This window comes from Actinoplanes italicus (assembly GCF_003001815.1).
GTDB classification, from domain to species: Bacteria; Actinomycetota; Actinomycetes; order Mycobacteriales; family Micromonosporaceae; genus Actinoplanes; species Actinoplanes italicus.
The window spans coordinates 726,692-748,077 of the sequence record NZ_PVMZ01000001.1; the positions used below are offsets into that span (position 1 = coordinate 726,692).

Annotated in this window: 19 protein-coding genes; 6 read left to right on the forward strand and 13 right to left on the reverse strand. The window is 70.2% G+C overall.

The annotated features are described in order from the left end of the window. Window positions 1-55: 55 nt before the first annotated feature. The 9 genes from CLV67_RS03560 to CLV67_RS03600 all read right to left on the reverse strand — a co-directional run bounded on the left by CLV67_RS03560 (window position 56) and on the right by CLV67_RS03600 (window position 10,806). The gene (locus CLV67_RS03560; RefSeq protein ID WP_106315624.1) at window positions 56-1,915 is read right to left on the reverse strand and encodes a serine/threonine-protein kinase; all 1,860 of its coding nucleotides are present in this window, start codon (window positions 1,913-1,915) and stop codon (window positions 56-58) included. Between the two features lie 276 nt (window positions 1,916-2,191). Next, the gene (locus CLV67_RS03565) at window positions 2,192-3,685 is read right to left on the reverse strand and encodes a fused MFS/spermidine synthase (RefSeq protein WP_106315625.1); all 1,494 of its coding nucleotides are present in this window, start codon (window positions 3,683-3,685) and stop codon (window positions 2,192-2,194) included. A 575-nt stretch (window positions 3,686-4,260) separates the two neighbouring features. Continuing rightward, entirely contained in the window at window positions 4,261-5,268 is a 1,008-nt protein-coding gene (locus CLV67_RS03570) for a coiled-coil domain-containing protein (RefSeq protein WP_106315626.1), read from the reverse strand. Window positions 5,269-5,332: 64 nt separating this feature from the next. Then, window positions 5,333-6,106: an SDR family NAD(P)-dependent oxidoreductase gene (locus CLV67_RS03575; protein WP_106315627.1), complete on the reverse strand. Its 774-nt coding sequence runs from the start codon at window positions 6,104-6,106 to the stop codon at window positions 5,333-5,335. A 161-nt stretch (window positions 6,107-6,267) separates the two neighbouring features. Beyond that, window positions 6,268-7,098: an inositol monophosphatase family protein gene (locus CLV67_RS03580; RefSeq protein ID WP_106315628.1), complete on the reverse strand. Its 831-nt coding sequence runs from the start codon at window positions 7,096-7,098 to the stop codon at window positions 6,268-6,270. After that, window positions 7,091-7,543: a response regulator gene (locus tag CLV67_RS03585; protein WP_106315629.1), complete on the reverse strand. Its 453-nt coding sequence runs from the start codon at window positions 7,541-7,543 to the stop codon at window positions 7,091-7,093. Before CLV67_RS03585 ends, CLV67_RS03580 begins: the two co-directional genes overlap by 8 nt. Continuing rightward, the gene (locus CLV67_RS03590) at window positions 7,540-9,138 is read right to left on the reverse strand and encodes a sensor histidine kinase (RefSeq protein WP_106315630.1); all 1,599 of its coding nucleotides are present in this window, start codon (window positions 9,136-9,138) and stop codon (window positions 7,540-7,542) included. Before CLV67_RS03590 ends, CLV67_RS03585 begins: the two co-directional genes overlap by 4 nt. Further along, a complete protein-coding gene (locus CLV67_RS03595; RefSeq protein ID WP_106315631.1) occupies window positions 9,135-10,334 on the reverse strand; it encodes a PP2C family protein-serine/threonine phosphatase in 1,200 nt (399 codons plus the stop codon). Before CLV67_RS03595 ends, CLV67_RS03590 begins: the two co-directional genes overlap by 4 nt. Before the next feature lie 127 nt (window positions 10,335-10,461). Then, window positions 10,462-10,806 (reverse strand): hypothetical protein, encoded by a 345-nt coding sequence (locus tag CLV67_RS03600; protein WP_106315632.1) that lies wholly within the window; start codon window positions 10,804-10,806, stop codon window positions 10,462-10,464. 75 nt (window positions 10,807-10,881) lie between these two features. Here CLV67_RS03600 and CLV67_RS03605 point away from each other — a divergent pair, with 75 nt between their 5' ends. After that, on the forward strand, window positions 10,882-13,194 hold the full coding sequence (locus tag CLV67_RS03605) for a M28 family peptidase (RefSeq protein WP_106315633.1): 2,313 nt from the start codon (window positions 10,882-10,884) through the stop codon (window positions 13,192-13,194). 26 nt (window positions 13,195-13,220) lie between these two features. On the opposite strand, the gene CLV67_RS03610 is transcribed toward CLV67_RS03605, so the two are convergent. The 3 genes from CLV67_RS03610 to CLV67_RS03620 all read right to left on the reverse strand — a co-directional run bounded on the left by CLV67_RS03610 (window position 13,221) and on the right by CLV67_RS03620 (window position 14,233). Next, a complete protein-coding gene (locus CLV67_RS03610) occupies window positions 13,221-13,508 on the reverse strand; it encodes a Smr/MutS family protein (protein ID WP_106315634.1) in 288 nt (95 codons plus the stop codon). A gap of 10 nt (window positions 13,509-13,518) precedes the next feature. Beyond that, window positions 13,519-13,890, reverse strand: coding sequence for a tetratricopeptide repeat protein (locus tag CLV67_RS03615; RefSeq protein WP_106315761.1), 372 nt, complete (start codon window positions 13,888-13,890; stop codon window positions 13,519-13,521). A gap of 118 nt (window positions 13,891-14,008) precedes the next feature. Next, window positions 14,009-14,233 carry a hypothetical protein gene (locus CLV67_RS03620; protein WP_146168978.1) on the reverse strand — a complete coding sequence of 75 codons (225 nt, stop codon included), beginning with the start codon at window positions 14,231-14,233 and terminating at the stop codon, window positions 14,009-14,011. Window positions 14,234-14,487: 254 nt separating this feature from the next. Between CLV67_RS03620 and CLV67_RS03625 the strand changes: the two genes are divergently transcribed. The 5 genes from CLV67_RS03625 to CLV67_RS03645 all read left to right on the forward strand — a co-directional run bounded on the left by CLV67_RS03625 (window position 14,488) and on the right by CLV67_RS03645 (window position 20,822). Then, the gene (locus CLV67_RS03625) at window positions 14,488-15,225 is read left to right on the forward strand and encodes a response regulator transcription factor (RefSeq protein WP_106315636.1); all 738 of its coding nucleotides are present in this window, start codon (window positions 14,488-14,490) and stop codon (window positions 15,223-15,225) included. A 3-nt stretch (window positions 15,226-15,228) separates the two neighbouring features. Beyond that, on the forward strand, window positions 15,229-16,812 hold the full coding sequence (locus tag CLV67_RS03630) for a sensor histidine kinase (RefSeq protein ID WP_106315637.1): 1,584 nt from the start codon (window positions 15,229-15,231) through the stop codon (window positions 16,810-16,812). Window positions 16,813-17,012: 200 nt separating this feature from the next. Then, on the forward strand, window positions 17,013-18,077 hold the full coding sequence (locus CLV67_RS03635) for a 3-deoxy-7-phosphoheptulonate synthase (RefSeq protein ID WP_106315638.1): 1,065 nt from the start codon (window positions 17,013-17,015) through the stop codon (window positions 18,075-18,077). Between the two features lie 228 nt (window positions 18,078-18,305). Continuing rightward, complete coding sequence (locus CLV67_RS03640) at window positions 18,306-18,662, forward strand: DUF3040 domain-containing protein (protein ID WP_239166648.1); 357 nt, start codon at window positions 18,306-18,308, stop codon at window positions 18,660-18,662. 72 nt (window positions 18,663-18,734) lie between these two features. Continuing rightward, a complete protein-coding gene (locus CLV67_RS03645; RefSeq protein WP_106315639.1) occupies window positions 18,735-20,822 on the forward strand; it encodes an MMPL family transporter in 2,088 nt (695 codons plus the stop codon). Here CLV67_RS03645 and CLV67_RS03650 read toward each other — a convergent pair. Next, window positions 20,801-21,385 (reverse strand): hypothetical protein, encoded by a 585-nt coding sequence (locus CLV67_RS03650; RefSeq protein WP_106315640.1) that lies wholly within the window; start codon window positions 21,383-21,385, stop codon window positions 20,801-20,803. The two genes, CLV67_RS03645 and CLV67_RS03650, sit on opposite strands and share 22 nt — an antisense overlap. Between the last annotated feature and the right edge of the window lies 1 nt (window position 21,386).

Sequence of the window (21,386 nt, forward strand, 5' to 3'; positions counted from 1 at the left end):
CCCGGTACGCCAAGTCGTCCCGGGTCGCGTGGACTACGGCCCTTCACATGACCAGTCACATGGCCAGTGAAAAGCGGCTGGAGCCGGACAGCCGCTGGCGTTTGCGGGACGGTCCACTCCGGCGGCCTTCCTCGGTGGCGGCGGCGTCAACCGACCTGTCACCGGATCGCCCCTGGTCACGACCACGAGCCGGACCCGGCGGCCCGTCCGCCTGGTTGGAGTCGGCGCCCGCGGGGCTCTCGGGCGCGGTGCCTGACCGGCCGCCGCTCGACGAGTCGGCGTCGGTGGCTGGAGGGCGGTCATACCCGCCTCCGGTCGTACTGCCCAGGACTTGGGCTCGGCAGGGCAGGCCGTTCAGGGCGAAGGCGAGAGGAAGGGGGTTCCTGTCGCGGTAACCGCCGTGCAAGGTCACCGCGTGGGAGCGGCCACGACCGTTCACCACGACGTTGCGGCCCCGCTGGGCTACCGCTCTGGGGGTGGCGGCGAGGCGCTGCGTACCGGGGTAGGTGAATTCGACCTGCCAGTCCGAGGTCTCGGAGGTCTTCACGCTGAGCCGGGCCTCGAAGTCCGAGCCGGTGTCCCGACGGACCTGGTATCGGACGGTGCAGCGAGCCCGGTCGGGGGCTGCGGCTGCTGGGGCTCCGGCCCCGACACCGGCGTCGGCCACCGTGGTGCCGATCTGATCGGCGCCGGCGGTGCGGCGCTCGGTGTTCCAGTTCACGGCGGTCGCGGTGAGGAGCGTCAGGGTGGCTAGAGCTGCGATGGCGGGCATCCGGGTGCGGGCGCCCTGCAGGTGGTACGGGGAGAGCACGTCACGTCGGCGGCGGCCGGCTACGAACAGGCCGCCGCCCAGTGGACGGACACCGCCCAGGCGCAGGGCGGATCCGAGGCGCAGGCCGGCTCGCAGGCGCACGGTCGTGAGGGCGTTCGCGGGGCGGCCCAGGCAGGCGCGCACCACCCGTCGTACGCCCTCGCTCCGCCCGCGGGCGGCCGGAATCGGAGCCACTGCCCGGGCCGCCGGCACTGCCGGGCGCTCGCCGAGCCGTAGCGGCGGGATGATCGGCCGCACGCCGACAGTCGCGGCAAGGGCCCGGGCCATCTCGGCGGCCGTGGGCCGGTCGGACGGCCGTTTCGCCAGGCATCGCAGGCACAGGTCGGCGATGGCGGCCGGCATTCCGGGGAGTTCCGGGATCGGGTCGGGGTCGGCGTACAGATGGGCGCGCAGGGCTTCGGCGGTGTTCCCGGCGGGCCACGGCATCCGGCCGGTGAAGGCGCGGTAGAGGAGCAGGCCCAAGCCGTACACGTCGGTGGCCGGTGAGACGACGGCGCCGCCGAGGCGTTCCGGCGCCAGGTATGCGGGGGTGCCGAGCAGGCTGCCGTCGGCGGCGGCGTCTCGCTGGCCAACGACGGCGGAGATCCCGAAGTCGACGATCTTGGCGCCGGAGCCGGTGAGCATCACGTTCGCCGGGGTGACGTCGCGATGCACCAGACCGCGGGCGTGAGCCGTGGCCAGAGCGGAGGCGACCTCGGCGGCGATCGTGACGGCCTCCCGCCAGTCAAGCGAACCCTGTCTGCCGAGGCGCGCGCCTACCGACTCGCCGTCGTTCAGTTCCATCACGACGTACGGGACGGTCAGCCGCTCGGAGATCGGGGCCTCGCCGAAGTCGTGGATGCCGGTGATGTGCGGGTGGCAGAGGCGGGCGGCGGCCAGCGCCTCCTGGCGGAGCCGGTCCCGGAAGGTGCGGTCCTCGGCCAGCCGGGGCGAGAGAACCTTCACGGCGACGTCCCGGCCGAGGATCTCGTCGTAGCCGCGCCATACGACCGACATGCCGCCGGTGCCGAGCTTCTCGACCAGGCGGTACCGGCCGGCTAGACGGAGCGAGCCAGTCTGACCGTTTCGCTCCGTACGCCCCATGCGCCGATTCTCGCCCGACGGGCTCACCGCCGGTTGCCGCACTCCGAAACCCATCACAAACCGCTTCAGCGCTTCCGCCCGCCACCCCCAGTTCTTGTGAGGTCAGGGCTGCCCATCCGGCGCAAACTCACAAGATCGACTTAGAGAAGCGGCGACGACAGGCAACCGAGCTAGCGGCAGGCAGGCGCGCGAGCGGCAGGCAGGCGCGCGAGCGGCAGGCAGGCGCGCGAGCGGCAGGCAGGCGCGCGAGCGGCATGCAGGCGGTGTGGGTGGTGGTCAGCCGGCGAGGAGCTGGTCGACGGGGGCGTAGTCGTCGGTGAGTACGCGGGCGTCGTCGATGAAGGTGGCCAGCTCCGCGTCGGCGAGCAGGGTCGCCGGGGACTTGAGCGCCGCCAGCTTCGGCCGGACCGCGTCGAGGGGCAGCGGGGCCTGAGAGGCGAGGATGACGAAATTGGAGCCTCGATCGCCCGCGATGGCGTCGGGCGGGGCGATCAGCGCCACGTGGGGGAAGGCGGCGGCGACGGTTGCGAGCTCGGCACGGATGAAACGGTTCGGCGGATAGTCGATCACGTTCTGGGTGTAGACGCCGGTGGGGCGCAGGACCCGGGCGACGTCCTCGGCCATCTCACGGGTGGCCAGGTGCCAGGGCACCACCAGGTGGCCGAAGGCGTCGCCGACGATCAGGTCCGCGGAGTCCGCCGGGCGGGCGGCGAGCCGGACCCGGGCGTCGCCGACCTCGACCCGCAGGTCGGGGCCGGTCTCGAGGCCCAGGCTCCGACGGTCCAGGTCGACCAGGCCACCGTCCAGCTCCAGGACCAGCTGGTCGCTGCCGGGCCTGGTGGCGCGCAGATAGTTCGGGACGGTGAAGCCGCCGCCACCCACGTGCACGGCGTCGATCGGGCTCGCGGCAGGGGCCAGCACGTCGGCGACGGCGCCGATCCACTGGGCGTACTCGAACTCCAGGTAGGTGGGATCTTTCAGGTCGACGTACGAGTGTCGCGCCGAGTTCAGCACCAGGGTGCGGCCGCCCTCCCGCGCAGGGTCGGCCACGACACTGGCGCAGTGGTAGGCGGTTTCCACGTCACAGGGGGTGGGTGACGCCGCGCCGAGTCCGGCGCCGACCAGCCCGGCCACCGCCAGGGACGCCCGGACCCGGGACGTGCCGGGCAGTTCGCGGCGCAGCCACCAGCCGAGCGCGCCGCCCGCGAGCGCCAGCAGCACCGCCAGGCTCAGGATGATCACACTGCTCGGCATGGCCGCGACGAACACGAAACCGGTCACCAGGGTGGCGGTGATCGCGCCGAGAGTGCCGATGCTGGACAGCCGGCCGACCACGGTGCCGGCCTGCCGCAGGTCGGCGAGCTGCAGTTTCACGACCATCGGCGGGATCGTGGACAGCACCAGCGCGGGCAGGAAGATGGCGAGGGCTGCCAGCAGAAGCACGGCCGGAGCGGCGCCGCCACGCAGCAGTTCGCCACCCCAGCGGACCAGCGGCAGGGTCACTGCGGTGCCGATGGCACCGAGAATCAGTGCGGGCGCGAGGAGCGTGCGCGCGTCGAAACGGTCGGCGAGGCGGCCGCCGATCCACGCGCCGTAGGCGATGGCGGCCAGCGCGACGCCGATGACCGAGCTGCTGACCTGCAGGGTGACACCGACGTACGGACCGACAAGGCGGAGCGCGACGATCTCCAGGACGAGGACCGCCCCGCTGGCTCCGAAGGCCAGGGCGGTGGCCAGGGCCGATGGCAGGGCGCGCGGCTTCGTCTCCACGCCGGGGAATGTTACCGGCGGGGAGCTGCGAGGTAGCTGAGGCTCCAGAGCCGGGCCGGCACCAAAGCGGAACGGGAGGCAGCTGAGGCTCCAGAGACGAGCCGACAACACAGCGCACCGGAGGCAGCTGAGGCTCCAGAAACGGACCGGCACCACAGCGGAACCGGAGGCAACTTAGGCTCCGAGCCGAAAGGAGCTCTAGACACCTTTCGCAGTCGGGGTTCCCGGCCCGTCAGCCGCATCCGACTGAGCCGTGGTGGCGCCCGGTCGGCTGACGGCCTGGCGTCACCGTCGTGGGCTCCGGGCTCGCGGGGTCGGTTACCGCCGCGACCCGGTGCTGGACGATCAACTAGGGCCGTTTTCGGAGCCGGGCTCCGGGATATCGCTGCCTCCGGCCCGGTAAAGGGTTCGCCGCCCACGGCTGGGCGATCAAGCGGCCCGGGGAAGGGTTCGCCGGGCATGGCTGGGCGATCAACAGCCCGGGGAAGGGTTCACCGGCCACGGCTGGGCGATCAAGCGGCCCGGGACAGGACTGTCCCCACCAGCCCCAACCAGACCCTGACCGTAAAGGGTGTCTAGAGCATGGAGAGGTGCACGTGGTTGGTGTGCACCGCCGCCGGCCCACCACTGGCGCTGTAGGCGCGCCAGCCGGTGCTCGGCTGCCAGATCTGGCGGTACCAGATCACGTACATCACGCCCAGTTCGTCCGCGTTCTTGACGTAGAAGGCGGCGAGCCGGTCGCCGTAGGTCTTGTCGCCGCCGGTCGCCGCGGAGTTCTCGAACCCGCCCGCCGCCGCCGAGTGGTCGCAGGCCCGGCCCTTCGGATGCTCGCCGGAGGCACGCTGGCTGAAGCAGACCGTGTACCGCTTGAAGCCGGCCGCCTCCGCCTGCTGATAGGCGTGCAGCGTCCGCGGGGTGATGCAGCCGTCCGACGTCGGGTCCTTGACGGTGCACGACTCCTTCGGCCAGGAACCGTCGGAGTTGCGTGGCGCCGGTTTGGCCGCGGCCGAGTTCGGGTCGACGAAGCCGCCGGCCGCGCCGCCGCCGACCTCGGCGAGGGCCAGTTCGGCTTCCCGCTTCTTCTTCGCCATCACGTTGACCTGGCGTTGCTGCTCCTGGATCTCGGCTTCCAGGGCGGTCTTGGCCTTCTTGCTGGTTTCGATCTGCTCGCGGTAGTCGGCGAGCGTGCCGCTGTCCATCCTGGCCAGCGCGTCGAGGCTCTGCAGGCGCTCCATGAAGTTGTTCGGCGAAGCGCTGCTGAGCAGCAGGCTGACGGTGTTGACCCGGCCCATCTGGTAGACCCGGCCGGCCACCTCGTTGACCTGGGTGGTCAGTGCGGTGGCGTTCGTCTCGGACTGCTTGAGCGCGTCGGTGAGCTGTTTCTGCCGCTTCTTGGAGTTCGCCAGCTTGGTTTTCGCCGTGTCGTACCCCTTTGCGGCACTTTCCAACGCCGCGCGTAGCTTCTTGCTACCGCCCTCGGGATCGGCGGAGGCCGGGGACGCGGGCGCGACGAGCACCAGCGCGAAGGCTGCGGCGAGAAACGCGAGCAGGGCGGTGCACCGGCGCGGGAGACTGGCCGCCACAGATAACCTCCAAGTCGTGAGCGCCGGTACTTTACCGTGTCCGAGCAGGCGAAAGGGAGATCGATCAGGTGGCCGAGTATCCACCGTCGACGAAGAGTGTCTGTCCGGTGACCGCCTGACTAGCATTGCTCGCCAAAAAGACGACACAGCCGGCGAAATCCGCCGGGATACCGTTGCGACCGATCATCGTACGTCCCGCATGGGCCGCCACTTTCGTGGGATCGGCGAAAACGGGCTCGGTGAGGGGCGTGTGCACGACTCCGGGGGCGATCGCGTTGCTGGTCACACCGTCGCGCGACCAGGCCTCGGCCTGTGAGCGCGTGAGCCCGACCAGTCCGGCCTTGGCCGCGCCGTACGCGCCACTGTTGCCGTAGGCACGGAACGCCTGCTGTGAGACGACGTTGACGATCCGGCCCCAGCCGCGCCGGGCCATCGCCGGGCCGAACGCCTGGCCGAGCAGGAACGGGGCAGTCAGATTGGCGGCGAGGGTCACGTCCCAGACCTCGTCGGTGAGCTCACCCAGTGGCGGGCGCAGGTTGACGGCTGCCGAGTTGATCAGGATGTCCGGTTCGCCGTACCCATCAATGATCTTGCTGATGACCCCCTTGACGGCCTCGCGCCCGGCGAGATCCGCCGAGATCGCGTCCGCCTCCGCACCGTGTCCGCGCAGCTCGGCGACCACCTCGGCCATCGGCGCCTCACGCCGGGCCACCACCACGACCCGTGCTCCGGCACGCCCCAGTGCGAGCGCCATCGCGCGGCCGATGCCGGAGCTGCCGCCGGTCACCACCGCGAGCCGGCCACTCAACCCGAAGAGATCATCGAGGTACGACGCCATGCCCGCACCCTAGCGCCGGGGTGTGACAAACGATCACCCGGCGTCGGGCTGGAGGCAGGCACGGGCTGGAGGCAGGCACGGACTGAAGGCAGGCACGGACTGAAGGCAGGCACGGACTGAAGGCCGGCACGGACTGAAGGCAGGCACGGGCTGGAGGCCGGCTAAAGGCCGGCGTCGGGCGCCCCGGACGGGAAGAGTGTGGAGTGAACGGTGTGCCAGATGTCCTCGTTCGCGGCGGCCAGCAGTCCCCGCTGGTGCCCGTGCGGCCGGTGCTCGGCACCGTCGAGGTGACGCACCACCCCACCGGCCTCACGCACGATCAGGGCGCCCGGCACGTGGTCCCACGGCAGGATCCGCCAGAACATCGCGAACTGCTGCTCGTCGATCGCGACGGCCGGGTATTCGTATCCCGCGCAGTGCCGCCCGGCGGAGTAACCACCGAGCCGGCCGGCGTTCGCGTGCACCTGTTCGCGCATCTCGTCCGGGAAGTATTTGTGGGCGATCACGCCGCGCAGACCGGCCGCGCCGGGATCGTCGGTGCGAGCCTTGACCCGCGAACCGTCCCGGTAGACGCCGGCGCCCAGCTCGGCGACCGTGAGTTGGTCGGCGACCACGTCGAGGACCCAGGACGCGGTCGTCTCACCGTCACGGACCAGGGCGACCATCACACAGAAGGGGGTACGCCCGGACGCGAAATTGTTCGTGCCGTCGACCGGGTCGACCACCCAGACCGAACCGCTGCCACCGAGCCGATCGCGCACGCTGGGGTCGGCCGCCACGGCCTCCTCGCCGACGACGACGGAACCGGGCAGCAGCGCGGTCAGGCCGCGGGTCAGCGCGCGCTCGGACTCCTGGTCGGCGATGGTGACCAGGTCACCCGGCGACTTCTGGTGCACCTCGTCGGCGCTCAGGCGACGGAACCTCGGCAGCACGACGGCGTGTGCCACCTCACGGACCAGCTCGGCCACCTGATCAAGAACCCGATCAGGCACGCGGCGGCAGCTTCACGACGCTGACGAAGAACTCGTCGATCTGCCGGATCACGGCGATGAACCGCTCGAAGTCGACCGGCTTGGTCACGTACGCGTTGGCGTGCAGCTGGTAGCTGCGCAGGATGTCCTCGTCAGCGGACGACGTGGTGAGCACCACGACCGGGATCCGGCCCAGGTCGGCGTCCTTCTTGATCTCGGCGAGCACCTCGCGGCCGTCACGTTTCGGCAGGTTGAGGTCGAGCAGGATCAGGTCGGGCCGGACCGCCTCCGAGTACTGCCCTTCACGCCGCAGGTAGGACAGCGCCTCGGCACCGTCGGAGACGACGTTGAGCCGGTTGCGGACCTTGTGCTCCTCGAACGCCTCCTGGGTCATCAGCACGTCGCCGGGATCGTCCTCGACGAGCAACACCTCGATCGGGGTGCCGTTCTCCCGTTCCACGCTCACGCTGTGACCTCCTCAACCTCGGCGGAATCCGGCTCCTCAGCGCCCGGTAGCACCGGCAGGGTGAACCAGATCGACGCGCCCTCGGGCACATCGACGTCCAGCCAGATCCGACCGCCATGGTATTCGACGATCTTCTTGACGATCGCCAGTCCGATGCCGGTCCCCTCATAGGCGTCACGCGCGTGCAGGCGCTGGAAGATCACGAAGACCTTGTCGGCGAACTCGGCCTCGATACCGATGCCGTTGTCGCGTACGTTGATCCGCCATTCCTCTTGAGAACGGGAGGCGGTGATCGTGATGACCGGCGGCACGTCGGGGCGGCGGAACTTGAGCGAGTTGCCGACCAGGTTCACGAACAGTGTGGTGAGCAGCGGCTCCTCGCCCTCCACCGTGGGCACTCCGGACCAGGTGATCTCGGCTTCCTCGCCGGCCCGGGCCTCCAGCTGCGACTTCACGTCGCCGAGCACCTTGTTCAGGTCGACGTCGGTGAACCCGCTGGTGAGCCGGCCGATCCGGGAGAACGCCAGCAGGTCGTTGATCAGCCGCTGCATGCGCTGGGCGCCGTCGACCGCGAACCCGATGTACTGGTCGGCACGGTCGTCCAGCTGGCCGGCGTAACGGCGTTGCAGCAGCTGGCAGAAGCTGGCCACCTTGCGCAGCGGCTCCTGCAGGTCGTGCGAGGCGACGTAGGCGAACTGCTCGAGGTCGCGATTGGACCGGGTCAGTTCCTCGGCCTGGGACTGGAGCTGCTGGTTGATCCACTCGACCTGTTGACGGGCGGCGCGTACCTCGCTCAGCTCGCTCGCGATCTGCTGGCGCATCCGGTCCACGTCCTCGGCCAGCCCGATCAGATCCGGCGAACCGTACGAGGCGGTGTCGATGTGCCGGTCGTAGTCACCGGCCGCCACCTGCCGCACCTGACCGGCGAGGTGGGTGATCGGACGGCTGACCAGCCGGTCCAGCAGGATCAGCAGTATCACGCCGGTGACCAGGATGACGATCGCCGCGGCGATCTCGACGGCCACCAGGTTGCCGCTGGAGTCGCGGGCCACCGCCGCGGAGGTGTCGCGCAAGATCTGGATCTCGAGCTGGAGGGTGTCGACCGCGGCCCGGATCCGGTCGAAATCGCGGGTGTCGATCGCCTCCACCCGCTGCTGGGCCGCCTCGGTGCCCTGGGTCCGGACCGTCCGCACGAGCGGCTCGGCCACCTCGGTCCGCCATTTGGCGGCGAGCTGCTCGACCTGATCGAGGGACGCGCGGATCTTCCGGTCGCCGGGCTTCAGGAGCTTCCTGATGTCGGCGATCCGCGCCTGCGCGTCGGTGACGCCACTCTCGTACGGTTCCAGGCTCTTGGCCTGGCCGCTGATCGCATAGCCGCGGACGCCGGTCTCCTGGTCGACCAGGGCCGTGCTCAGGTTCTGACCGGCCACGCGCATCGGGCCGACCCGGTCGAGCACGACGTCCACCGCGTTGTTCGCGCCGGCCGCCGCGAACGCCGCGGCCAACCCGAGCCCGCCGAGCAGCAGACCGGCGGCCAGGCAGAGCGCGAAGATCCGGGCGCGCAGCGTCCAGCCGCTGATGCCGAACCGGCTCACCGGCCACCGCCCCGGGAGATCAGCAGCATCGCCACGTCGTCGGCGAGCGGGCCGCCGTTGTCCCGGTCCGCACGCGACACGAGCCACCCGGGCAGCTCCGGCAGCGGCAGGCCGCGGGCGTCCGGCTCGTGGAGCAGGTTGCACAGGCCGTCGACATCGAGTCGTTCCTCGCCCACGCCGGTCCGGCCCTCGATCAGTCCGTCCGTGTACATCAGCAGGGACCAGTCATGTCCGTCGAACTCCAACTCGGTCGCCGGGGTGGGAGTGGGACGTACCCCGAGCACGATCCCGGTACGCACGGCGACCGGCGCGGCCCGGCCGGCCGAGAGGACGATCGGCGGCGGATGGCCGGCCACCCGGACGGTCGCCCGGTTCGCCGGAAGGTCGACGACCGCCGAGGCGACCGTGGCGAACACCTCGCGGGCCTTGCGCTCCGACATCAGGACCTGCTCGAGCGAGGGCAGCACCTGCTCCTCGGGCACCCCGGCCAGCACCAGCGCACGCCAGGCGACCCGGAGCTCGACCCCGAGGGCCGCCTCGTCCACGCCATGGCCGCACACGTCACCGACGATCACGTGCAGCCGGTCGTCGCCGACCTGCACCACGTCGTAGAAGTCACCGCCGAGCAGGCCCATGGCCCGGCCGGACCGGTAGAACGGCTCCACCGACAGACCGAAGTCGTCCCGCTTGAGCGGTTTGGGCAGCAGACCGCGTTCGAGACGGGCCGACTCGGCTTCGCGCAGCTCCGCCTCACGCAGCCGGCGGGCGTTCTCGTCGGCGCGTTTCCGCTCGACCGCGTACCGCAGGGAACGGATCAGCAGGACTCCGTCGACCTGGCCCTTGACCAGGTAGTCCTGGGCGCCCTCGGCGACCGCCTGCACGCCGAGGTGCTCGTCGGAGCGGCCGGTCAGCACGCAGACCGCGGCGGTGCCGGCGAGCGAGAGGAGCTTGCGGAGACCGTCGATGCCCTCGGCGTCCGGCAGGCCCAGGTCGAGGAGCACGCACTCGACGCCGGTGAGCAGGCCGCGTGCCTCGCGCAGGCTGGTGGCGACGGTCAGATCGAAGGGAGCACCAGCCTCGGTGAGCAGCTCACGGACGAGGAAGGCGTCGCCCTCGTCGTCCTCGACGAGCAGAATCCGCAACCGTTCCAGCTGCTCCGTCGCGTATCTGCGGGGCGCGAGCGACCGCTCCGTCATTCCGATTCCCCACTCGACGCATAGGTGACCCGCAAATCGTGGACTACAAGGCCCGCCTGCACAACTTCTGCTGGCTGAGCTGGAACGTCATGCTCTCCCGGCTCTTGCTTCGCTGTGGTGCAGTCGATCATGACGGGGAGTCGTCATCCGCGGCGGCCACCCGCCGCGCGTGCTCGGCGATGACCTGTCCGAGGATGCCGTGCAGCTGCCCGCAGTCCCGGCAGTGCAGGTTCTCGTCGAGGTGCCGGCCACCGCAGTTGCTGCAGTTTCCGCGGTCCTCCGGGTCCCGATAGGACTCCAGCGCCCGGCACATCGCCCGGATGACATGGTCACTGAGGGTGAAGACGTCTTCGCCGAGCGCTGTGCGCACGCCGATGACGGCAACGGGAGCGACGTCCGGGTGCGGGTTGTACGGCGACACCCGGTCGATGAACTCCGCGATGACGGCGGCTGGGTCAAGCGGCGTAGTCACCCGGACAACGCTATTGCACGACCCAATGGATCTTCGGGGTACCCGCCGGGCGTGCCCGGACTGTTAGATGTCCCCATGCGTGACTCAGCTCTCGTCCGGCCGGCCCGTCGCGGTCTCGCGGCGGCCGCTGTCCTGGCCGTTCTGGTACTGGCCGGGCTCGCCGGGATCCGGTCGATCCTGCCGCCCGCAGCGCGTGCGGACACGGCGCCGGCGAGCGAGTTCAGTGCCGAAAGGGCATTTCAGACGGTACGCACCATCGCGTCCAGCCCGCACCCGGCGGGAAGCGCGGCCAACGATCGGGTACGCGAGCACCTGATCGCGACCCTGACCGCCCTGGGCCTGTCGCCCGAGGTGCAGGACGTGGTGTCCGAGCAGGGCGCCGGCCTGTCCTCGTCGGCGGGCGGCGCCGGCCTGGCGCGGGTTCGCAACGTGGTCGCGGTGGTTCCCGGCACCGCCTCGACCGGCCGCGTCTTCCTGGTCGCCCACTACGACTCGGCACAGGTCGCGCCGGGCGCCAACGACGACGGCGCGGGCACGTCGACGATCCTGGAGACGGCCCGGGCGCTGACCTCCGGGGAGCGGCCACGCAACGACGTCGTGCTGGTGCTGACCGACGCCGAGGAGGCCTGCCTGTGCGGGGCGAAGGCGTTCGTCGAGCAGCATCCGCTGGCCCGCGACGGCGGCGTGGTGCTGAACCTGGAGGCCCGTGGCAGCAGCGGCCCGGCGATCATGTTCGAGACGTCGACCGGCAACGCCCGGCTGGTGGAGACGTACGCGAAGGTGCCGTACCCGGTCGGTACGTCGTTCGCGGTCGAGATCTACCGGTTGCTTCCGAACGACACCGACTTCACCCCGTTCCGGGAGACCGACTCCTTCCAGGGACTGAACACCGCCTACATCGACGGGGCGGCCGTCTACCACGCGCCGACCGACAAGCCCGAGACGATGGACCGCGACAGCCTGCAGCATCACGGGGACAACGCGCTGGCCCTGGCCCGGGAGTTCGGTGCTCTCGACCTGGGCGCGCTGGAGCGCGGCGGCGACGCCACCTATTTCCCCGTGCCCGGTCTCCTGGTGCGCTACCCCGGTGAGCTGGTGTGGCCGCTGGCCGCGCTCGCGCTGGTGGCGGTGGCCGCGCTGGGCTGGGTGGTGCGCCGGCGCCTGATCGCCGGCATCGGCCTGGCCCTGCTGCCGATCGTGGTGGCGCCGTTGCTGGCGCAGGGCCTGTGGGCGTTGCTGGTGCTGGTCCGGCCGGAGTACGGCGGGTTGCCGATCGACCCGTACCGTCCGATGTGGTATCGCCTCGCGGTGATCACCCTGGCCGCCGCCGTGGTCCTGATCTGGTACGCCCTGCTGCGCCGCCGGATCGGCCCGGCCGCCCTGGCCGTGGGCGGCCTGACGTGGCTCGCCGTGTTCGGGATCGTGCTGGCCGCGTTCACCCCCGGCGGCTCCTACCTGGCCGCGCTGCCGGCCCTGGCCGTCGCGGTCTCCGCCCTGATCGCGACCCGTGCCCGTCCCGGGATCGCCGCCGCCGTCCTGATCGCCGGTGCCGTGGTTCCGGTCGTCATCCTGCTGCCGACCGTGCTGATGCTGTTCCCGGCGCTGGGAATGCCGATGGCCGGGGTCGGCGCGTTCCTGACAGTGCTGCTGGGCCTGTCACTGCTGCCGGTGATCGACCTGATCCACCCGGCGCCCGATGGCGCCCGCGGCATGGAGGCGCTGCGGGCCCGTCGTCTCGGCGCCCTGCCCGGCCTGGTCGCCGTGGTCGCGGCGATCGCGTGCACGGCGACCGGACTGGCCGTCGACCGGTTCGACGAGGAACACCCGGCGCTCACCCATCTGATGTACGCGCTCGACGCCGACAACGGCACGGCCCGCTGGCTGAGCGAGGAGGTCGAACCGCACGAGTGGACGGCCGGCTACGTCTCCGGGACGCCGACGACGGTCACCGACACCCTGCCGGCGTTCGGCGCCGAGGAGTTGCTCACCGGTCCGGCGCAGGCCGCGACGCTGCCGGCCCCGGCGCTGACCCTGCAGTCCGAGACGGCCAGCGGCGATCAGCGGACCATGCGGCTGCTGCTCGACCCGCAGCGGACGGCCCGGTTCACCACGCTGCACGTGTCGGCCGAGGTCGTCTCGGCCACGGTCGGCGGTCGTACGCTCGTGGGCGGTCCGGCGGGATGGGGTCTGGTCTTCCACGCGCCGCCGGAGACCGGCGTGGAGATCACCCTCACCGTCCGCCAGACCGGCAAGGTCACCTTCCGGGCAATGGACGGCAGTGACGATCTGTCCGCGCTGCCGGGTTTCCGGCCTCGGCCGGCCGGGGTGGGCGTCCTCGGTTCGCACAGCAGCGAGCTGGTCGCGGTCGCCAAGACCTACAACCTCTGAAGCCGCAAACCTCTGACGGCGTACGCCTACCGGCCGCGAGCGCGTCCACGGCCGGTAGGTGTGTTGAACCGGAAGTGGATGAAGAGCCGGCCCCAGTTGTCGCCGTCCTTCTCCACCCGGTGGTAGAGCTGCTTGATCTCTTTCTGATCCAGGAAGCGCAGGACCTTCTTCTTGAGAGCCCCGCTGCCCTTACCGGGGATGATCTCGACGAGGGTCGCCTTCTTCGCGATCGCCTCGTCGATGATCCCCCGCAGGGCGCGGTCGATCTCGTGACCCTTGTTGAAGATGTCGTGCAGGTCCAGCTTCAGTTTCACGATCCGAACCCTACGCCGCGCTGTTCTTGCCGAGCCACGTCTCGACCCGGCGCAGCGCCTCCTGGTAGTCGGTCTGCGTCTTCATGGCGGCGGCCAGCCGCAGGTGCGGCAGCGCCTCACGAAAACGGCCGGCCCTCTCCAGGGTCCGGCCGAGCACGTGGTGTGCGTAGTGATCCGAGGGATCATGCTCGATCAGTACCCTGAGCTGGGCTTCCGCCCCATTCAGCTGCGCCGAGTTGAAGTAGGCCCGGGCCAGCAACTGTCGTACCGCGGTGTTGTGCGGCTCGGCCTCGACGATCGGCTCCAGCAGCTTGGCGGCGCCGAGCGGATCGCCCGACTCGAAGAAGAAGGTGGCCCTGCGGTAGTCCTCGAGAAGATCCACGTGCACGCTCCTCACGCTCGCGCCGCGACTTTGACCAACGCTTGCACAACATCGGCCGGACATCGAGTGTTCCGCGGATCGAGGTTGCTCGACAAACGGGTGAAGATCCCCCCGGGGCTCAGCGGCGGAGCAGGAGCAGAGCCAGGCCGCCCGTCAGCAGGTAGCCGCCGATCGCGGCGAGCAGCATCGGGCTCAATCCGGCTCCGGGCAGTTCGTGCGGGCCGGCGGCGCTCTCGGGCCTGCCCGGCTCGGATCGGTCGCCCCGCACCGACGACGCGGCGGGGAGTATCAATGACAGGACGAGCGCGGCGAACACCGCCACGAGTCGGCGCCCAAGAACCATAAGTGCAGTATGTCGCTTTTGTCAGTACGGTTGCCCGCGCCACTCCGTCCGCCGGGATCCTCATGGATCTCATTCACCGTGCCGAAGACCATGACGTCCGGTCATCTGCGGAGCCCGTGACCCAGCTGTGTCGTACCGCTGTCTCAGACGGCGTCGAGACAGCGGTACGACACAGCCGGGAATGACCTTCGGGTCACAGCTGGTACACAGGAAACGGAAAGCCGGCGCTGAGCGTCAGGCACCACAGTGGGGGCATGACGATGGCGAACGCAGAACCCGGCACCGAGCTCCGGCGGCCCGACGGCACCCCGGTCCGGGTGCTCGTGGTGGACGACGAACCCACACTGGCCGAACTGCTCTCGATGGCCCTGCGCTACGAGGGGTGGGACGTGCGCAGCGCCGGCGACGGCATGACCGCCGTCCGGACCGCGCGCGACTTCCGCCCCGACGCCGTCGTCCTCGACATGATGCTGCCCGACATCGACGGCCTCGAGGTGCTGCGCCGGCTGCGCGGCGAGTCCCCCGAGGTGCCGGTCCTGTTCCTCACCGCCAAGGACTCGGTCGAGGACCGGATCACCGGACTCACCGCGGGCGGCGACGACTACGTGACCAAGCCGTTCAGCCTGGAAGAGGTGGTGGCCCGCCTGCGCGGTCTGATGCGGCGGATGGGGCATGCGCCGATGCGTACCGAGTCGCAGCTCGTCGTCGGTGACCTGACCCTCGACGAGGACTCGCACGAGGTGCGCCGCAGCGGTGACCTGATCACGCTGACCGCGACCGAGTTCGAGCTGCTCCGCTACCTCATGCGCAACCCGCGGCGGGTGCTCAGCAAGCCGCAGATCCTGGACCGCGTCTGGAACTACGACTTCGGAGGGCAGGCGAACGTGGTCGAGCTGTACATCTCGTACCTGCGCAAGAAGATCGACGCCGGCCGCGCGCCGATGATCCACACCATGCGGGGTGCCGGCTATGTCCTGAAGCCGGCCGACTGACTCATGCGTTCCGCCGCCACGACCCGACCCCAGCGTCCCGCTCGCTGGCGCAGCCCCGCGAGCTGGCCGCTGCGCACCCGGATCGTCGCCATCATGATCAGCCTGCTCACCGTACTGGGCCTGGTCGTCGGCGGCACTGCCGAGCTTTACCTCTACAAATCGCTGCACCAGCAGATCGACGCCGATCTGGTGGAACTGTCGAACAGGTTGCGGGGATTCGGAGGCAAGGGATACCCCCCGCTCGACAAGCCCGACAACATCCCGAACGGCAACAGCTCGAACGGCAACAAGCCGCCGAGCAGCCTCCGCGAGAACTCGATCATGATCTCGGTGACCGGTGACGGCACCATCACGGGCTTCCGGGTGGTGGGAACGCAGGGCTCGCCGGACAACGACTTCGAAGGACTCACCGCCACCGCCATCGAGGCGATACGCAGCGAGGTACCGAAGAACGGCGCCGCGGCCGACGTCAACCTCGGCGGCGATCTCCCCCAGTACCGGGTGATGGCCACGATGAAGTCCGACGGCGGCATCCAGTACATCGGGCTCCCGCTGGACGAGGTCAACTCCACGCTGGTCACGGTGGCGGCGTTCACCGGGTGCGTGATCGTCGGGTCTCTGCTGATCGCGGGTTGGGGTGGAGCGCTCATCGTCCGCCGTACGCTCAAGCCTCTCGATCGGGTCGCGGCGACCGCGACGCGGGTGTCCGAGCTGAAGCTCGACGCCGGGGAGGTCCGGCTCGCGCAGCGGGTACCCGAGTCCGACACCGACCCGCGCACCGAGGTCGGCCAGGTCGGCGCCGCCCTGAACCGGATGCTCGACCACGTCGGCAACGCTCTGGAGGCCCGGCACGCGTCCGAGATGCAGGTACGCCAGTTCGTCGCGGACGCCAGCCACGAGCTGCGCACCCCTCTGGCCGCGATTCGCGGGTACGCCGAGCTCAGTCGCCGCAGCCGTCAGCCCGTACCGGATGAGATCTCGCATGTCCTGAACCGGGTCGAGTCGGAAGCCAAGCGGATGACCGCTCTGGTCGAGGACCTGCTGCTGCTGGCCCGCCTGGACGCCGGCCGCCCCCTCGCCCAGGACCCGGTCGACCTCACGATGCTCGCCGTCGACGCCACCAGTGACGCGCACGCCGCCGGACCGGGCCACTACTGGCAGCTGGATCTGCCGGACGAGCCGGTCACCGTGATCGGCGACGGCGCCCGCCTGCATCAGGTGGTGGCGAACCTGCTGGCCAACGCGCGGACCCACACCCCGGAGGGTTCGACCGTGACGGTCAAGGTGGGTGCCGTGCCGAACGCCGCGGTGATCCAGGTGATCGACAACGGTCCGGGCATCCAGCCGGACGTGGTGCCGCGGATCTTCGAGCGTTTCTCCCGTGGGGACAGCTCCCGTTCGCGGGCGGCCGGCAGCACCGGTCTCGGACTGTCGATCGTGCACGCCGTCGTCACGTCACACCGCGGCAAGGTGGGCGTGCAGAGCCGTCCCGGCCAGACCGTTTTCACCGTGATGCTCCCCCTCGGCCCGCCGCCCGTCGTCCCAACAGCTGAACAGCGGCCGCAGATGCTGCATCCGGTCGGCTGAAGTCGCTATGCTGGCGGGCATGTCTCCGTCTTGGTCGTTCTATTGGTTTACGAGGCCGGCTCCCGCCGGTGCCTCGGCCATGACCGCATGACCTGAGACACCCGCCAGAGCCGGCTGAGGCAGCGACGACGTCGCTGCCTTTTTGTTTGCCCCGAGCAAACCGGCTCTGACCCAGGGCCGGTCGAAGGAGAGAAATCGCCATGACCGCCCCAGAGGTGCAGCGCGTCCGTGACCAGCGGATCGAGAAGGTCGTACCGCTGATGAGCCCGGCCCTGCTCCACCACGAGCTGCCCCTGACCTCCGAATTGCACGACACCGTGCTGGCCGGCCGTAAGCAGGTCGAGGACGTGCTGAACGGCCGAGATCAGCGCCTGATCGTGGTCGTCGGACCGTGTTCCGTGCACGATCCCGAGGCCGCCGGTGAATACGCCGACCGCCTGAAACTCGAGGCCGAACGGCTCAGCGAGGACCTGCTGATCGTGATGCGGGTGTACTTCGAGAAGCCGCGCTCCACGGTCGGCTGGAAGGGCCTGATCATGGACCCGGCCCTGGACGGCTCGGGTGACGTCGGCACCGGCCTGCGGATCGCCCGCAAGCTGCTGCTCGAGGTCGTCCAGCGGGGCCTGCCGGTGGCCGTGGAGTTCCTCGACCCGATCACCCCGCAGTACATCGCCGACACGGTGGCCTGGGGCGCGATCGGTGCCCGGACCGTCGAGTCGCAGGTCCACCGTCAGCTGTCGTCCGGCCTGTCGATGCCGATCGGCATGAAGAACCGCCCCGACGGCAGCGTCGCGACCGCGGTCGACGCCATCCAGGCCGCCGAGGCGAAACACGTCTTCCCCGGCATCGACTACTCGGGCACCCCGGCGATCCTGCACACGGCCGGCAACCCGGACTGCCACCTGGTGCTGCGCGGCGGCGGCGGCAAGCCGAACTACAGCGCCGAGGAAGTCGAGTCGTCGCTGGCGCTGCTGCGCAAGGCGGGCCTGCCCGAGCGTCTGGTGATCGACTGCTCGCACGGCAACAGCAGCAAGGACCACAACCGGCAGCCGATCGTGGCCGAGGACATCGCGCAGCAGATGGAGTCCGGCAACCGGGCGATCAGTGGCGTGATGCTGGAGAGTTTCCTGGAGCCGGGCCGGCAGGATCTGGGCGGCGAGCTGACGTACGGCCAGTCGGTCACCGATGCCTGCATGGGCTGGGACGCGACGGTGAGCGTCTTGGAGAGGCTGGCCGCGGCCGCCGCCAAGCGCCGCGCCGTGTAGAGACGGGCCGCCCTGTGGGTCCGATTCGGACCCACAGGGCCCGCACCAATTTGCAACCCTGAGCTACCGAATCGCTACTTCATGTAGCGCCGTCATCGCTGATCAACCGATCCGTTGTACCCCATGTCGAGGGATTTCTACAGGTCTTGGTGTCCGGAACGGAACGGACCGAAAAATCGGCACACAGGGCTGTATCACAGCGGCAACCCAGCGGTAACAATGGGGACTGTGATCGAGATCGCTCTCGATCACTGCTTCACCGGCGAGGCGGACCGGAAGGTGGCGGACATGCTCAGCAAAGAGGACACCCGGCGGCTTGCTCAGCTCGAACGCCAGCTCAGGCGCGACGACCCCGACTTCGCGGCCCGCATGGGCGGCGGAAACTTCAGCGTGTCACCGACCGGTCGCCCTCCGCTGCCACTGTTCATCCTCGCTGCTGTGATAACTGTCACCGCTGTCGTTCTCGGTGTGGTCGGCTGGTGGATCGCCACCTCGATCGTCGCGACCTGGGCCGTGATCACGCTGTCCACAGCCGTCTACCGGTTGCGCCGGCAGCGGGCTGAGCGCGCTTACCGTCACTCCTGAGGCCCTCATCCTCCACGTGTTTCGTCCGATGGGACAGCTCGGTAGATCCGGCGTCCTCAGGAGGAGACACCAGTGGCGACCCTGCTGTACCGGCTGGGCCGGTTCTCGTTCCGGCGCCGCCGGTTCACCCTCGCGATCTGGATGACCGTTCTGGCCCTGCTCGGCGTGGGGTCGGCGACCCTGTCCGGGCCGACCACGGGCGAGTTCACGATTCCGGGCAGCGAGTCCTCGCGGGCGCTCGATGTTCTCGCCGAGAAGTTCGGCAGCGGGTCCGGCGGCGCCGAGGCCAAGGTGGTCTTCACCAGCGGTACGGCCATGACAGCGGACGGCCTGGCCGGTGTTGTCGCCGAGCTGAAGAGGATCCCGCAGGTCGCCGCCGTGGCGGATCCGGTGTTCTCGGCCGATCAGCGGACCGCGTACGCGGCGGTCTCCTACTCGGTCGCGGCCGGCGACGTCACGACCGCCTCCCGCGACGCCCTGCTCGCGGTCGAGGCCGGCGAGGGTGTCGGTGTCGCGTTCTCCGGTGAGGCGACCCGGAACAACGAGGAGAGTCACGCCGCCGAGACGATCGGCATCGCGGTCGCCGCCCTGGTCCTGGTGATCACCTTCGGCTCCCTGGTCGCGGCCGGCCTGCCGCTGCTCACCGCCATGATCGGCGTGGGCGCCGGGATGCTCGCCATCCAGATCGCGACCGGTTTCTTCGACCTGTCCTCGTCGACGTCGGCGCTGGCCACCATGCTGGGCCTGGCGGTCGGGATCGACTACGCGCTGTTCGTGGTCTCGCGCTACCGGCACGAGCTGGCCGAGCACGACGACGAGGAGGCCGCCGGTCGCGCGGTCGGCACGGCCGGGTCGGCGGTTGTGTTCGCCGGGCTGACCGTGGTCATCGCGCTGGCCGCCCTGTCGGTCACCGGCATCCCGTTCCTGACCGCCATGGGCCTGGCCGCGGCCGGCACGGTCGCCGTCGCGGTGCTGGTGACACTCACTTTCGTGCCCGCCGTTCTCGGTTTCGCCGGTCGGCGGCTGTACCCCCGGCCCGCGCGCAAGCCGGGGGCTCCGTTCGGCGAGCGCTGGGCGCGAGGTGTGCTGCGGCACCGCTGGGTGGCCCTGGTCGTCTCGCTCGGCGTGATCGGCGCGGTCGCGATCCCCGCCACGGATCTTCGCCTCGCCCTGCCGGACGACAGCACCGCCGCCGTCGATTCGACGCAGCGCAGGGCGTACGACCAACTCGCCCTTGGTTTTGGTCCGGGTTTCAACGGACCGCTGATCCTGGTCGCCGACGCCGGTGTGGCCGCCGCCGCCCAGCAGGCCGTGAGCGGGCTCTCCGACGTCGTCATGGTCACGCCGCCGGTGGTCGCACCCTCGGGGGACACCGCGATGCTGACCGTCATCCCGGCCAGCGCGCCGACCAGTGAGGCGACCAAGCAGCTCGTGCACGACATCCGTGCGCTCGGTATCGCGTCGCTCGCCGTCACCGGCACCACGGCTATCAACATCGATGTGTCCGACAGGCTCACCTCGGCCCTGATCCCGTACCTGGCGATCGTCGTCGGCCTCGCGTTCGTCCTGCTCATGCTCGTGTTCCGCAGCATCCTGGTACCGATCAAGGCGACCGTCGGATTTCTGCTCTCGGTGGCCGCGGCCTTCGGCGCGCTGGTCGCGGTGTTCCAGAACGGGCACCTCGCGGGACTGATCGGACTGGAGTCGACCGGGCCGATCGTGAGCATCATGCCGATCTTCCTGATCGGGATCCTGTTCGGCCTCGCCATGGACTACGAGGTCTTCCTCGTCACCCGCACCCGCGAGGAGTTCGTCCACGGCGCCGAACCGAACCCCGCCATCATCAGCGGCATGCGCCACGGTGCCCGGGTGGTCACCGCCGCCGCCCTCATCATGATGAGCGTCTTCGCCGGATTCATCCTCGCCGACGACACCATCATCAAGAGCCTCGGCTTCGCCCTGGCCTTCGGCGTCGCCGTCGACGCCTTCCTCGTCCGCATGACCATCGTCCCGGCCGTGCTCAGCCTGCTCGGACGATCCGCCTGGTGGCTGCCCCGCTGGCTCGACCGGCTGCTGCCGGACGTGGACGTCGAGGGTTCGTCGCTGACCATCCGCCAGGAGGAGCCGCCGGCGGAGGTTCAGGAGCTGGCCGCGGCCTGAGACTCGAACCGGCGGACGATCCCTGCCAGGGCGCGGACCTGACGCAGGACCGCGTCCGGCTCGGTGGAGCGGTGCTGCTCACGACCGATGTCGACGATCGCGTCGGGGCGGACCCCGACCTTGTGGAGCGGGCGGCGGTACAGCGGCTGCTGGGTCGTCGCCCACTCGACGAACGACCACGACGGCTGCGGCAGGTAGACGATCCAGGCCGTGCCGGTCGCGCCGGTGCCCGGCCGGCGGAAGTCGAAGACCACGAACTCCAGGTCGTCGAGGAAACCACGCAGCACCGCGTACGCCGGCTGGCCGGCGTCGAAGTCGGGATTGTCGCCCCAGTCGGCGAGCAGGCCGGGGTCGACGTCGAGGAACCGCCAGCCGTGCCGCCGGGCCAGTTCGATCCGGTCTCCGACCCCGGTCGCCGGACGGACCGAGCGGTCGGCGAAGAACAGCAGCCACGCGGCGGCCGCGGCCAGCAGACCGCCGAGGACGATCCCGGGCAGCGCGGCCGGGTGGGTGCTCTGTTCACCGATCGCGCGAGTGACACCACCACCATCACCGTAGGTCACA